We start from the raw sequence: 14,504 nt of genomic DNA on the forward strand, positions 1-14,504 counted from the left end.
GTTTACATTTAGGAGGATAAATGACAAAGAAAATAAGATTAACTTGTCTCTATCCATCCTACTATAAAAACCAAAAATTATGCAGATTCTGCACGACGAGTGGATTTGTCACCAACTTTCTGGAACATACCCCACTCTACCTGTTCAGGATCTAAGTCAGGATCAATACCTGCAAATACGTCACGGAATAGAGTACGAGCGCCATGCCAGATATGTCCAAAGAAGAATAAGAGGGCAAAACAAGCATGACCAAAAGCAAACCAACCACGAGTGCTGGTACGGAAAACACCATCAGAGTTCAGAGTTTCTGTATCAAACTCAAAGGGTTCACCTAATTGTGCTTTACGAGCATAACGTTTTACATCTAAAGGATCGGAGAAAGTTTGACCGTTTAATTCACCGCCTAAGAAGCTAACAGTTACGCCAGTTTGCTCGATACTAAGAGCAGATTCTGCACGACGGAAAGGAATATCTGCACGAACTACGCCGTCAGCATCAGTTAAGACAACTGGGAAGGTTTCAAAGAAGTTAGGAAGACGACGCACAGTTAACTCACGTCCTTCTTTATCTTGGAAGACAGGGTGTCCTAACCAACCTTGAGCAATACCGTCACCTTTGTTCATAGCACCGGTACGGAATAAACCACCTTTTGCGGGGCTGTTTCCAACGTAATCGTAGAAAGCTAATTTTTCAGGAATTGCTTCCCATGCTTCTTCGGGGGTTGCTCCGTCGGCAATACTAGCTTGTACACGACGTTGAATTTCCTGTTGATAGTATCCTTGGTCCCACTGATAGCGAGTAGGTCCGAATAATTCTACAGGGGTGGTAGCATTTCCATACCACATTGTACCTGCCACGACGAAAGCGGCAAAAAATACTGCGGCGATACTGCTAGAAAGAACGGTCTCAATGTTACCCATCCGTAATGCTTTATAAAGTCTTTCGGGGGGACGAACACTGAGGTGGAATAATCCGGCAATGATACCAACAATTCCTGCGGCAATATGGTGGGCAACAACACCACCGGGGTTAAAGGGGTTAAATCCTGCAGGTCCCCATTCAGGTGCTACGGGTTGAACGTGTCCTGTTAGTCCATAGGGGTCTGATACCCACATTCCAGGTCCCCATAATCCGGTAAGGTGGAATGCACCAAAACCGAAACAGAGTAAGCCAGATAAGAATAAGTGAATCCCAAACATTTTGGGTAAATCTAAAGCGGGTTCACCTGTACGGGGATCGGTAAATAATTCTAAATCCCAGAATACCCAGTGCCATACGGCGGCTAAGAAAAGTAATCCAGAGAGGACGATATGTGCGATCGCAACTCCTTCAAAAGACCAAAAACCGGGATTAACACCGGTTTCGCCAGTTACACTCCAGCCACCCCAAGAGCCAGTGACTCCTAAACGTGCCATGAAGGGTAATACAAACATCCCTTGTCTCCACATGGGATTTAACACGGGATCACTAGGATCAAAAACGGCTAATTCATATAACGCCATAGATCCCGCCCAACCTGCGACTAGTGCGGTGTGCATTAAATGTACCGCAATCAGGCGACCGGGATCGTTAATTACAACTGTGTGTACTCGATACCAGGGTAGTCCCATCGACTACGCTCCTCCTATTTGATTTAATTTTTTTTTCTAAATTTGGGGATAGATCTAGTTTAGTATAACCTTTTTGGGTTTTCGCTTTTATGGTTTTTTGATAGAATATCCCTAAAGTATTAATTTTATGTTAAAAATTCTATCTTTTCTTAGAAATAATGGCAAGAGTCGGGAGTTAGCAGTTCAGAGTTAGAAGTTATTAATTATTCACCCCAACCCTATATAACATTATCTATCTTTGCTCCTTGACCTTTATTGACTTCTGGTTCTGAGCTTAGAGGATAAAAGAGTCGTGACTAAATAATATTTGAATTAAAAATGTCGATCGCAATTTCTGACTTACCCGGTATGCAAAAAACGGATATTGATAGATTACAAAATCTAGGAATCACTAATATACAACAGTTGCTAGTTATGGGTAAAAATAAACAGGATAGAGAATTATTAGCACAAAAAATGGGTGTTAGCCCCCGTTATGTTCATAAATGGTTTGCTTTGGCAGATTTAGCTCGTTTGCCTAGTGTTGGGGTTGAATATTGCGGTTTAATTTTACATTCTGGTATTATTTCCGTTGCTCAATTGAGCCAATGTAATGCACCTCAATTACAAAAACAAATTTTAAGATTACAGGTTGCAAACTTACGTCGTCGGGATTTATGCCCCTCTTTTTCCCTAGTTCAAAGTTGGATTCAAGAAGCTAAACAAGATAAAGACTCAAATCGTTTTAAGGCTTGAATAATAGTATCTGATTTTACGGGCTTACTTAAATAATCATTCATGCCAATCTCTAAACAACTGTCTCTATCGGTAGATAAAGCAGAAGCAGTCATGGCAATAATCCAAGGTTGTTGAATCTGGTTTCCTAACTTTCTAATTTCTTTGGTAGTGGCAACACCATCTAGTAACGGCATTTGCATATCCATAAAAATTAATTGATAGGTTTTATTTTGAATCATTTTAATGGCTTCTAAACCATTATTGGCAATTTCAATCCATCGGTAGCCTAGTTTATTTAGCATCAAACGAGCAACTTTTTGGTTTACCAAGTTATCTTCTACTAGCAATATAGAAATATCTTTGTGAATAAGATTTTGTTGCTTTGGAGATATGAAAATACTATTGTTTGATACTATCTCATTTTTTATTAATAGTTTTTGAATCGTGTCGCATAATTGGAATTGTTTAACAGGCTTAGTAATAACTGTTACAAAAGGGCAGGTTTGAGCTAAATTTTCTTTGGTGACAAGACTAAGAGGAGTTAACCAAATGAGGGCTAAGTTAGGATGAGACAATCGAAGAGATTCTGCTAAGTCAAAACGATTGAGATGTTGTAGAGGATAATCGGCAATGACAACGGCGACTTGATGTAGTTGGTCTGTGGAAAAATTAGCACTATGACAAATCTGACTTTCTAAGCCTAGGGCGAGGGCTTGTAAACTAAGCATTTCCGCCATAACAGAGGAATCGGCAATAATTAGGGCTTTTTTCCCTCTTAAATGATTTTGTTGTTTTAAAGAAAGATATTGATCGTTTTCATCATTTGTTTTTTCTAGGGTTAGGGAAACACAAAACTTTGATCCCTTACCGACAATACTACTAACTGTTAAACTTCCCCCCATTAATTCTACTAACTTTCGGGCAATGGTTAAGCCTAAGCCAGTTCCACCATACTGACGGGTTGTAGAAGCATCCACTTGAGAAAATGCCTGAAAAATGGATTCTCTCCTATCTTGGGGTATGCCAATACCTGTATCCTCGACAATGATTTTTAGATAACAAGAGTCAAGTTCCTGTGATGCTACGTTTAAACGCACGATAACTTCCCCTTGATGAGTAAATTTGACTGCATTACTAACTAGGTTTAAAACAACTTGTCTTAAGCGGGTCACATCACCTTTAAACCAATAATTATCTTGAGGATTGGCTATGTAAATTAAATTAATGCCTTTTTTTTCTGCCTGTAATTCCATAAGACTGATGACAGACTCTAGGCATTCATGAATATTAAAGGTGGTTGATTCTAAATCGATTTTTTTTGATTCAATTTTCGATAGGTCTAAAATATCATTAATTATGGTTAACAAAGTATTACTACTATGGTTAATAATTTCTACAAAGTTTTTCTGTTCGGAATTTAATTGGGTATCTAGTAGCAACTCTGTCATGCCTATAATGCCATTCATAGGAGTTCTAATTTCATGGCTCATGGAAGCTAAAAATTCTGTTTTTGCCTCACTGGCTTCTTTTGCTTGTTTTTCAGCTTTTAAGAGGGCCTGATTTTGTTTTTCTAGTTGTTGTTTTTGTTGTTTTTCTTGCTCTAATAGTTTTACTTGACTAATGGCTATACCTAATTGCTCGGCGACACTTTGTAATAAATTTATTTCTTCTGATGTCCATTGGCGGAAGCGATCGCACTGATGTAGTCCAATAATACCATTGGCTTCGCCTTTATAGGAGGTGCGTACACACAACATTGATTTAAGCTGAATTTCCTGACAAAAAGGAGTCATCGGTTGAAGGAGGGGGTCTTGATAAACATTATTGTTTACTAAGGCGCGATCGCTCATAATCACCTGATTAAAATGGTCATTACCTTCAGAAAGATCTATATTTGCTCCCCACATAGGCGGAAAATCGCCTGTTATTGCCTCTGCTACCATGGTTAAACAAGAAGACTGAGATTTATCATAAGTAAACAAATGACAACGATTTACCTGAAAAGCATTGAGAATAGTTTTAGCCGCAGTGTCAAATAATTGATCGAAGTTGAGAGTTTGCCTGATTTCCTGAGTAATTTTTTTCAGTAGAATTTCTTGCTTGAATTGATGTTGAATCAATGCCTCTGATTTTTCTTTTTCCAACTCATAACCAATCCATTGTGCCATTAATTTAATTTGTTCTTTCATGATGCTAGTTATTTTCACACCATGAGAATCAAGGGAAAAAAAGCACAAAGTGCCAATACTTTTACCAAAAACTTCTACTCTTGTACCTAAATAAGATTCTATACTTAAATTAACGTGAGCAGGATGGCGAATGTAGCTGGAATTACTCACATGATCAATACTAAAAGGCTCTTTTTTTTGATAAGCCAAAAAGCAAAAACTATCTTCTAAATTCAATGTTATTTCTCGATTAAAAATTTCCCTATATTTAGGACTGCTTTGCCACTGTACAATGCGACAATAGCTATCATCGATATTAGTTAACATGGCTACATCCAAATTAAAAGCCTTACGCCCCAGAGTGAAAATACCTTGTAGCTTTTGTTTAAAATTGAGTTGGGGAGAAGAACAAATCTGATATAAGTTTTTAATGACTCTTTCTTGTTGTCGAAGGGCAATTTGATTCTCTCTTAGTTGTTTTTCCGATTCAAGACGACGTTTTTCTATTTTATAAGCATCAATCAGGTTACTACAGACAGAAACAAAAGGTTGTAAATATTCCACTAACTCCTCACTGTAACCGCCTTCTCGATTAGCTATACCTACCATGCCTAATAATTGTCCATGGGACTTAAAAGGAATACCTAAAAAAGAATTTAAGGGCGGGTGTCCTTGGGGTGTACCACCGCTACGTTTATCTTTAGAGGGATGGTTAGAAATAACTGGTTTACCAGTGTAAATTACTGCCCCAAATAGGGTATTTAAATTATGAAACTCCATGCCTCTACCCTGGGTTTCCTCATATAAACGGATAGTTTCTTCATTCCAAGCCACATTACTGATGGAGTGGACTTTAAGAAAAGGTTTGCCAATATTTTTCATGTAGCTATCACCGAACTCTATTTTTCCATCCGTGTTATAGTCTAGTTCGCTGATAAAACCATATTCGCTACCAGTCAGGGTTAAAAGATTTTCTAAAAGATGATCAAATAGCAGTCCTTTATCTCCGTTGGCGATGAATTGAGATTGGGCATTTTCAATAATAGTTAATAAATCATGGCTACGACTTAAATCTTGTTCCATGATTTTTCTTTCGGTAATATCTCGACAATTACAAATTAGTGTTTGACTATCAATTAACTGAAGGGAAACTTCTTGCCAAAATTCTGTTTTATCTTTCCTTAAACCTTTTGCTTCTCCTCGCCAAAAACCTTTTTCTCTCAAAATCGGGAAAATTTCTTCTTGTATTCTCAAACCTTCTGCCGAATTGTAAAGAGAAAGCCACGATCGCCCTAATAACTCTTCTTGATTATAGCCAAATAAGCTCAAATGGGCTTGGTTTAAATAAACGAATTTTTCATCTATTAACAAAGCAATCCCATCCACAAACTTATCAATTAGGGAAAGTTGATATTGATTTAAAAAATTGTTATTCACTGATTTTTGCTTATTTTCAGAGATAATTTTTTGAGTATTTCTGGGGAAATAAGAGTTAAACAATAGAGTCAAACTTTGTGAATTGACATTATTAATAGACATTATATTAAAAACATATATAATTGCTAAGTTATTAGAAAACCATTATGAAAGAATGTTTATTCACTCAAGATAATGCTTTAGTTTTTTTTAAATCAAAGACTCAGATTAGATAATTAAAGCATTATAGTATATACAAATGATTTTCTATGGACTTTAATTCCCAAAGAAAATATAGATATTATCAATGCTTTATTATTACGTAAAATCTATGTTAAAGATTGTTGGTTAATTAATAACATCAAATTACAGGGAACTATAAATGAAAATATTATAGCTTTTCAGTATCAAAAATTGGTAAATATAAAAACGTATTATTTTTTAATAATAAGTAAAGAAATATTTTTAATTTAAGAGGTAAAAAAATTTGAAGAGAGTTTTATTTTATACTTAATCTGAGTTTGATATAAAATGTCTAGTGCTGTAAAGTTAATTTTAATTAATAATTAGGGTTCTATCAGTTTGAGTATGTAAATTATTAATTAGGGTAGGCAAGAGGCAATAGGGGATTATTAAATAATAATTTATAAACTTTTAGTTTTTATTTTACTATAAACACTATTCAATAAAGGTTATGCAAGTCCTGTTTCTCTTAATTTATCATAACCACACTCTGAAGAACCATAATTAGTAATGAATTAGAATAAAAATCTAAAACCTGCCACCTGATACCTAAAACCTAATACCTACCGAAATTAAATATTCTTATATCTAATTGAGGTGACACCTGATACCTAACTAAATCTGAGATGCTTATGCCCAACTGAGGAGATTAATTTAAGGACAGCCCAATGATTGACGGGTACTAGCACCGGTTACAGGGTTAATACCTTGAGCATTTTTACAAAGTTCGATTACTTGCTCATTATCTAAAACTGCAAAAGTAAAATCAGCACCATCAACATTAGCACCTTTTAAAGTAGTGCGTTTCATAATCGCTTCTCGTAAAATAGCATCGGTTAAATCGGCTCTATTTAAGCTAGTAACATAAATAAAACCGTTGGTAAGATCAGCTCCGTGAAAATTAGCTTCTTCTAATCTTGCGGCATTAAAAACAGCACCTCTTAAATCACTATTACTAAAATTAGCACCGTTTAATTTCACGTTACTAAATTCCATCGATTGCAAATTTTGAGAGGAAAAATCTTGTTGACTCAAATCTTTATTATCAATGGTAGAAGTAACAGCCGATGAACTTGCGGCAAGAACGTGATTAGGAGTTAATAATAATAGTATTGATAAAATAAATCCTACTATACAAGAAAAGACTTTCATAATGAATTTTTCTAGCTAAATAAATAAGTGCGAAAAAAATAAAAGAGCAATGGGCAATGGTAAGTAGTGAATGGTGTTGGGGTGAATAGTGAATGGTTGATAATTAAGAATTAAGAATTAAGAATTAAAAACTCTGAACACTCATTACCTTCTTCTAAAACCTAAAACCTAAAACCTAAAACCTGCAACCTGAAACCTGAAACCTGAAACCTGACACCTCAAAACCCTAAGCCCCTACTTCCCTAACACCCTACCTAACATCTCAAATTAAGTTCCCACTGTCCAAGAGTTCATATACTCAATTTGTTCAGGGGTTAAAGAGTCGATATTAATACCCATTCCTTGTAATTTCAAAGCGGCAATTTCTTGATCCACTTCGGTAGGAATAGAATGAATACCGGGTTGTAAAGTCTCTTTATTTTTCACTAAGTATTCACAAGCTAAGGCTTGGTTAGCAAAGCTCATATCCATTACCGCACTGGGATGTCCTTCGGCGGCGGCTAAGTTGACTAAACGTCCTTCGCCAATAACAATTACGGATTTACCGTTTTTGAGGATATATTGTTGAGTAAAGTTACGAACTTCTTTGATTTCTGTGCTGAGAGTTTTTAAGGCTTCTAAGTCGATTTCGATGTCAAAGTGACCAGAGTTACAAACCATTGCACCATCTTTCATTACGGCGAAATGTTCTTCTCTGATGATATGTTTATTACCTGTTACGGTTACGAAAACATCACCAATGGTGGCGGCTTCAGCCATAGGCATTACACGGAAACCATCCATTGCAGCTTCGATCGCTTTTACGGGGTTAATTTCAGTTACGATAACATTGGCACCCAAACCACGCCCGCGCATGGCGACACCTTTACCGCACCAGCCATAACCAGCAACCACAAGGTTTTTACCTGCTAATAAAACGTTAGTTGCACGGATGATACCATCAAGGGTAGATTGACCTGTACCATAACGGTTATCGAAGAAATGTTTGGTTTCTGCGTCATTGACATTCATGGCGGGGAAGGTTAGTACACCATCTTTAAACATTGCCTCTAAACGGACAATACCAGTGGTGGTTTCTTCAGTAGTACCAATTAAGTCCGCTAGTTGATGTTGTCTTTCTTTAACAAGGGTAGCTACTACGTCAGAACCGTCATCAATGATAATATTGGGTTTATGATCCAATGCGGTTTGTACGTGACGATGATAAGTAGCGTTATCTTCCCCTTTGATAGCAAATACGGGAATACCGTAGTCTTTAACTAAACAAGCGGCAACGTCATCCTGAGTAGAAAGAGGGTTACTAGCGATTAAAATAGCATCTGCACCACCTGCTTGAAGTGCGATCGCTAAATTTGCGGTTTCAGTAGTAACGTGACAACAAGCCACTAAGCGGATACCAGCAAAAGGCTTTTCTTGACGAAAACGCTCGGTAATTTGAGCTAAAACGGGCATTTCTCTTGCCGCCCATTCAATTCTCTGCTTACCGACACCAGCCAAGTTAATGTCCTTAATGTCGTAATTAATTTTTGTTGGTGTTGCAACCATTAGCAATTATGCTCAATAAAAGTTTACATTTTTCATCATACCCCATGTCGATCAGCTTTAACCTGAGTTCAATTTTTTAAACGCAAAAAATTTTAAACTGCCAGAAAATGGTTATTTTAGGGGGATTGAGAAGTTGGCAAATTAGGGAGAAACTAATTTTTAATAGCTAACTAACTGCTTAGTTGAATAATGGTTTACCCCAAATAACAGTTTCCTTGCTATAGATAACCATTCCGGGTTTTGCTCCTTTTGGCTTATAAACATGGTTGGGATTAGTGTAAACTACAGGCACTTGTTCGCTTTCTCTACCTTGACTGTAATAAGCGGCTAAGTTGGCAGTGAATTGTAAATCTTTTTCTTCTGGTGCATCTCCAGCGTTTAAGCGTAATAAAACATGAGAGCCTGAGATTTCTTGTGCATGAAACCATAAATCATAATCAGTAGCAGTTTTGAAGGTTAGAATGTCATTTTGACGATTATTTCTCCCGACTAAAACTTCATAACCTGATGGTGTTTGATAGCGTCTCGGTTGAGATTCTTCTTCACTGTTGTGATTATTTCGATACTGTTTATCTTCTATATATTTCTGATTGATTAATTCTGATTTAATCTCTTGAAGAGTTGTTAGATCGTCTTTTTCTTGATAGTCTAATTGTTGCAAATTTATTGCTATTTGTTCTAAATAATTTACTTCTTCATTCACTTCATCCAATAAGGGCTTTACTGCTTGTTTTGCTCTTTTTAATTTTTGATATTTTTTATACAATATTTGGGCATTTTGAATTATATTTTTGTCAGGAGCTAAGTTAATTTTTACGGGTTCTCCAGTGGTAAAATCGTTAAGAGTAATTTCTTTCATTCCTACTTGCCATTGATTTAGGTGAGCCATTAATAAATCAGCTTTGTTACTATATATTTCGCAGTTATCAGATTCTTTTATTTTTTCTAAATATTTATTTTTTTTTGTTTTTAATTTCTTTAATATATTTTTTATTTTTTGTTGTAGTTGTTGTTTAAGTTGAATAAAATTTTCTTGATATATTTTTTGGTTATAGTATTCGTTAATAACAAAATTAATATTTTCTGCTTGCTTTGGCTCTCCTAAAACTGTATATCCTTCGGATGTTAAATGAGAATAAAACTGATTTTTTTCTATAGATGTTAACCAAGTTTGCCAATTTTGATATAATTCTTTCCACTCATTTTGTGTTAATTCTTGATTAGTTTTACTTAAATCTATGTTACTTTTGTGCAATAAATCCTTGGCAATATTCGGACTAATTCCTCGATAACTTTTTATTAATTGTTTATCTATTCTTCCGGGTATTAAACTAACTTTTTCTTGCCATGTTTCTTGGGATTCTTCTAGTTTGGGAATATTTCCTGTTAATGGTGGGGGTAGTTGATAAATTTGACTGGTTTCGACGGTGCGCAGGGTGGATTTGTCGGCGGTAACTTGTTTGGCAACGGTGATAATTTGATTGTCGGCATTGGTGAGAATAACATTGCTATATTTGCCCATAATTTCTACGTAGAGATGATTTAAGGGGGATTCATTGGGGCGTTGTGCAAATTGAAAATCAATAACTCTTTCCCAATCACTTACTATTTCTATCCCTATCAAAGCATAACCATTTATTAAGTGTCTGAGTTGATCGCTAAAAGTAAAAGTATCTTTACCACGAGGAGGCGGATTACCAACGCAAATTCTGGCGGCTTGGGGATGCCATGAAATGGTTAACCATGATTTTTTCTCAATATTTCTCAAACAAAGACTAATAGAGGTGCGATCGCACTGGTAAACTTGTTCTAAGCGAGAGGGAATATAATTTTCTTGGAGGGAATAACAAACGGCTTTCAGGGTTGTGTAGTCAAAAGGTTGCATGGATGAGTAATGGAGAGTAGAAATATGAATTATTGGGGGATTAAGGTTTTAGGGGGAAATTTTTAATTGTTAATTATCTTCAAATTTGTAGCCTACACCGACAACGGTTTTAATAAAAGAAGGTTGAGCAGGATTAGGTTCAATTTTTTTGCGTAAACGGCGAATGTGAGTATCAACGACTCTTTCATCTCCAAAAAAATCTGCTCCCCATAGTTTATCAATTAACTGCTCTCTACTCCAAACTTTTCCAGGATAACTAATGAAGGCAGAAAGTAGATTAAATTCAAGGGCGGTTAAGTCTAATTCTTCCGGGGGTTGATTCTCTAGTTTGCGGGTGGCGATATGTTCGTCTAAATTGAGTATAAAGTGGGGGGTTTCATATATTTGTGACTGTTTTTCGTGGCGTAAACTACGGCGTAGCAATGCCCTAACTCTGGCAACTAATTCTCTGGGGCTAAAAGGTTTTACTAAGTAATCATCTGCCCCTGTCGATAAACCAATGATGCGATCGAGCTCTTCTCCTTTTGCAGTTAACATGAGAATATAAGGGTCTTTTGTCATGCCTTGATTACGAATGCGAGTACACACTTCCAATCCATCTAATTGGGGTAACATCAAATCGAGAATAATTAAGTCTGGTTGAATAGTTTGAGCCTGTTGAAGGGCAGTGACTCCATCATAAGCATGATGACAAGTAAAACCCTCTCGACTTAAACAACTATTAATCAATTGGGCGATTTCCCTTTCGTCTTCAACAATTAAAATTTCCATCTTTATAAATTAGGCTACTGCATATCTTCTATTTACAGGTGAAGACAGGGGGATGAGGAGAGAGGGAGAGGTTAATTAAACACTTTTGCCCTCCCCCCTCTTGAGGGGGGATAAAGGGGGGTTTCCTTTAAGGAGAGACACAGAGGAGTTTCCCTTTTGCCTTTTGCCTCTTGCCTTACTTTAGATACCTATAACATACTTACGCCATTCATGGTTAAGATTATCTTTGGTACATTTAACAATTTCAAAGTGAAGACTACTATAAGGCTTTCTCGGTGATTTGTGTAACGGCATATGAGCTTCTTTTGGAGTTCTATTTCCTTTTTTTATATTACAACGCACACAAGCGGTAACAAGATTCTCCCAACTGTCTGCACCTCCACGAGAACGAGGTAGAATATGGTCTAAGGTTAATTGATCTCCTCTGTAACCACAATATTGACAAGAATGGCGATCGCGCTCTAGGATATTTCTTCTAGTTAAAGGAATATCTTTATAAGGTACTTTGACATAGTGACGTAACCTAATAACTGAAGGAAAGGGAAAAGTCGGATAAATAAAATTTTCATAATGTTCTAACTGTTCGGCTTTTCCTTTGAGTAATAAAATAACCGCTCTTTTCCAGTTAGTAATATTAAGCGGTTCATAGGAGGCATTCAAGACTAAAACCTTACCCATAAACGTATTTTCTTAAATATTTTATTGCTGATGGTAGCACAAATTTTCTGAAAGTGACTATTAATCAACTTTTTCAGCGATAGATTCAGAAAAAATCCATTTTTCCAGTCATATTTTTGATAAACTTTCTAATAGATAATTTAAGAAATATTTTTATTGAGGAAAAAAATAAATGGTAGAGCCTTTATTACTTGGTATTGTTTTAGGTTTAATTCCTGTAACCTTAATTGGTTTATTTTTCGCCGCTTACCGTCAATACAGACGTAGCAGTGAAATTGGACTCGAATAAACATTCATAAATCTTTCAACTCTTATCCCCTAACTCCTGTACGGGCGAATGGCCATTCGCCCCTAACTGACTCCTAACCCCGAACCCTAAATCCTTAATTTATGATTATTTTCTGGCATCGTCGAGACTTAAGAATTAACGATAATATCGGTTTAGCAAAAGCCTACACAAGAGATAAAAAAGTTATCGGTGTATTTTGCTTAGACCCTAATATTTTAAATAGAGATGACATCGCACCTGCCAGAGTCAAATACTTATTAGGATGCCTAGAAGCATTAAAAACTAAATATCAAAAACTCGGTAGTGATTTATTAATTTTTCATAACACCCCAGAAGAGATTATTCCTTCCCTTGCAGAAAAACTCAAAGCTGATGCGGTTTACTGGAATTTAGACGTTGAACCTTTTTCTCGCCACAGAGATAAAAATGTTAGTCAAGCATTGAAAGAAAAATCCATCGAAACTCAAACTTTTTGGGATCAACTTTTACATTCTCCCGGGGAAATTCTCTCTAAAAGTAATCAAACGGCTTATACTGTTTACACTCCCTTCTGGCGCAACTGGGAAGCACAGCCTAAATCATCTCCCGTTGACTCACCTCAACAACTCACAGGTTTAAATGATTTAGAAAAAACCATTGTCAAAGAATTAGGCACTATTAATATACCTTCTCTTAATGATTTAGGTTTCCCATGGGATGCAGATTTGCCTTTGTCGCCCGGAGAAGAATCCGCCCTCGAAAGGTTAGAGTATTTCTGTCAATCTCTTATTTATAATTATGAGTGCGATCGCAATTATCCCTTTCTTGACGGCACATCTCAACTAAGTGCCGCCCTAAAATTTGGTGCAATATCTGTAAGAACTATTTGGAAAAAAAGTCAAGCAGAATTAACAAATTGTAATAGTGACGAAGCTAGAGAAAATATTATTGCATGGCAGAAAGAAATTGCGTGGCGAGAATTTTACCAACATTGCTTATACTTCTTCCCTCAATTAGCAGAAGGAGCATATAGAGAACAATTTAAACAATTCCCTTGGGAAAATGATGAAAAAAAATTTCAAGCATGGTGTGAAGGTAAAACAGGTTATCCCATAGTTGATGCGGCAATGAGACAACTCAATGAAACAGGATGGATGCACAACCGTTGTCGGATGATTGTGGCTAGTTTCCTTACCAAAGATTTAATAATTGATTGGCGGTGGGGAGAAAAATATTTTATGCAAAAACTCTATGATGGCGATTTAGCCGCAAACAATGGCGGTTGGCAATGGAGTGCTTCTAGTGGAATGGACCCCAAACCTTTAAGAATTTTTAACCCCGCATCTCAAGCTCAAAAATTTGACCCAGAAGCTGAGTATATTCGCACATGGCTACCAGAAATTAGACATTTGGATACTAAGGATTTGGTGACAGGAAAAATATCTCCTCTCGAAGCGAGTAGTTGTGGTTATCCCTTACCCATAGTTGATCATAGTCAACAACAAAGAGAATTTAAAAGGCTTTATCAATTAGTGAAGGGTTAATCAAAAAATAGTGTCATTTGAAGTACACAAATCAATAATTATATTGCAATAAAAATATGTGACGATTAGACATCTCCATTAATTGCTAAAACGAGGGCTGAAGCCCTTACTACGAGCCAATAAAAAATTTTTTTTGGAGAAGTCTATTATAAACCAAAAAAAGGAGGTTGATTAATTGTGACATAAAACATAATTGAATTACTCCAATTATCTAACACTCAAAATATTATTACTATCGTAAGAATACCTATTATTTACTTCTGATCTTAACTAAGAGTCATAGCTTAATTCACCAACTCCAAAAAATTAAAATCCCCCATAACCCATACATAATTGGGATAAAAATGGGGGACAATAAACCAGTAAAATTGCGAGAACAAACTATTTATATAAAACACAAAGTAATTGAGATCTGCCTTTAGGACTCTAAACTATTTGAAAATCAAACCTTTCGATACAATTGTGCCAGAGTCTTTAATTTATAATCACATAACCTGACACCTATCT

The 14,504-nt window shown here is 36.0% G+C and carries 10 protein-coding genes; 3 read left to right on the forward strand and 7 right to left on the reverse strand.

All coding sequences use genetic code 11. The features are described from left to right. Nucleotides 1-77: 77 nt before the first annotated feature. Nucleotides 78-1,610: a photosystem II chlorophyll-binding protein CP47 gene (gene psbB, locus CYAN10605_RS11565; protein WP_015220128.1), complete on the reverse strand. Its 1,533-nt coding sequence runs from the start codon at nt 1,608-1,610 to the stop codon at nt 78-80. Nucleotides 1,611-1,928: 318 nt separating this feature from the next. On the opposite strand from psbB, the gene CYAN10605_RS11570 reads away from it, so the two are divergent. Further along, nucleotides 1,929-2,345: a DUF4332 domain-containing protein gene (locus CYAN10605_RS11570; RefSeq protein ID WP_015220129.1), complete on the forward strand. Its 417-nt coding sequence runs from the start codon at nt 1,929-1,931 to the stop codon at nt 2,343-2,345. Here the strand turns inward: CYAN10605_RS11570 and CYAN10605_RS17880 are convergent. The 6 genes from CYAN10605_RS17880 to CYAN10605_RS11600 all read right to left on the reverse strand — a co-directional run bounded on the left by CYAN10605_RS17880 (nt 2,300) and on the right by CYAN10605_RS11600 (nt 12,185). Further along, nucleotides 2,300-6,034 (reverse strand): ATP-binding protein, encoded by a 3,735-nt coding sequence (locus tag CYAN10605_RS17880; RefSeq protein ID WP_015220130.1) that lies wholly within the window; start codon nt 6,032-6,034, stop codon nt 2,300-2,302. The two genes, CYAN10605_RS11570 and CYAN10605_RS17880, sit on opposite strands and share 46 nt — an antisense overlap. Before the next feature lie 774 nt (nt 6,035-6,808). Next, nucleotides 6,809-7,306, reverse strand: coding sequence for a pentapeptide repeat-containing protein (locus CYAN10605_RS11580; protein WP_015220131.1), 498 nt, complete (start codon nt 7,304-7,306; stop codon nt 6,809-6,811). A 267-nt stretch (nt 7,307-7,573) separates the two neighbouring features. After that, a complete protein-coding gene (gene ahcY, locus CYAN10605_RS11585) occupies nt 7,574-8,851 on the reverse strand; it encodes an adenosylhomocysteinase (RefSeq protein WP_015220132.1) in 1,278 nt (425 codons plus the stop codon). A 178-nt stretch (nt 8,852-9,029) separates the two neighbouring features. After that, nucleotides 9,030-10,736, reverse strand: a complete 1,707-nt coding sequence (locus tag CYAN10605_RS11590; protein WP_015220133.1) for an Rqc2 family fibronectin-binding protein — start codon at nt 10,734-10,736, stop codon at nt 9,030-9,032. Between the two features lie 69 nt (nt 10,737-10,805). After that, nucleotides 10,806-11,507 carry a response regulator transcription factor gene (locus CYAN10605_RS11595; protein WP_015220134.1) on the reverse strand — a complete coding sequence of 234 codons (702 nt, stop codon included), beginning with the start codon at nt 11,505-11,507 and terminating at the stop codon, nt 10,806-10,808. Between the two features lie 180 nt (nt 11,508-11,687). Further along, nucleotides 11,688-12,185: an HNH endonuclease gene (locus CYAN10605_RS11600; protein ID WP_015220135.1), complete on the reverse strand. Its 498-nt coding sequence runs from the start codon at nt 12,183-12,185 to the stop codon at nt 11,688-11,690. A 172-nt stretch (nt 12,186-12,357) separates the two neighbouring features. Between CYAN10605_RS11600 and petG the strand changes: the two genes are divergently transcribed. Further along, nucleotides 12,358-12,474: a cytochrome b6-f complex subunit V gene (petG, locus tag CYAN10605_RS11605; protein WP_015220136.1), complete on the forward strand. Its 117-nt coding sequence runs from the start codon at nt 12,358-12,360 to the stop codon at nt 12,472-12,474. 101 nt (nt 12,475-12,575) lie between these two features. Further along, on the forward strand, nt 12,576-13,997 hold the full coding sequence (locus tag CYAN10605_RS11610; RefSeq protein WP_015220137.1) for an FAD-binding domain-containing protein: 1,422 nt from the start codon (nt 12,576-12,578) through the stop codon (nt 13,995-13,997). Nucleotides 13,998-14,504: the final 507 nt, after the last annotated feature.

This window comes from Cyanobacterium aponinum PCC 10605, assembly GCF_000317675.1.
In the GTDB taxonomy this organism is placed as follows: domain Bacteria; phylum Cyanobacteriota; class Cyanobacteriia; order Cyanobacteriales; family Cyanobacteriaceae; genus PCC-10605.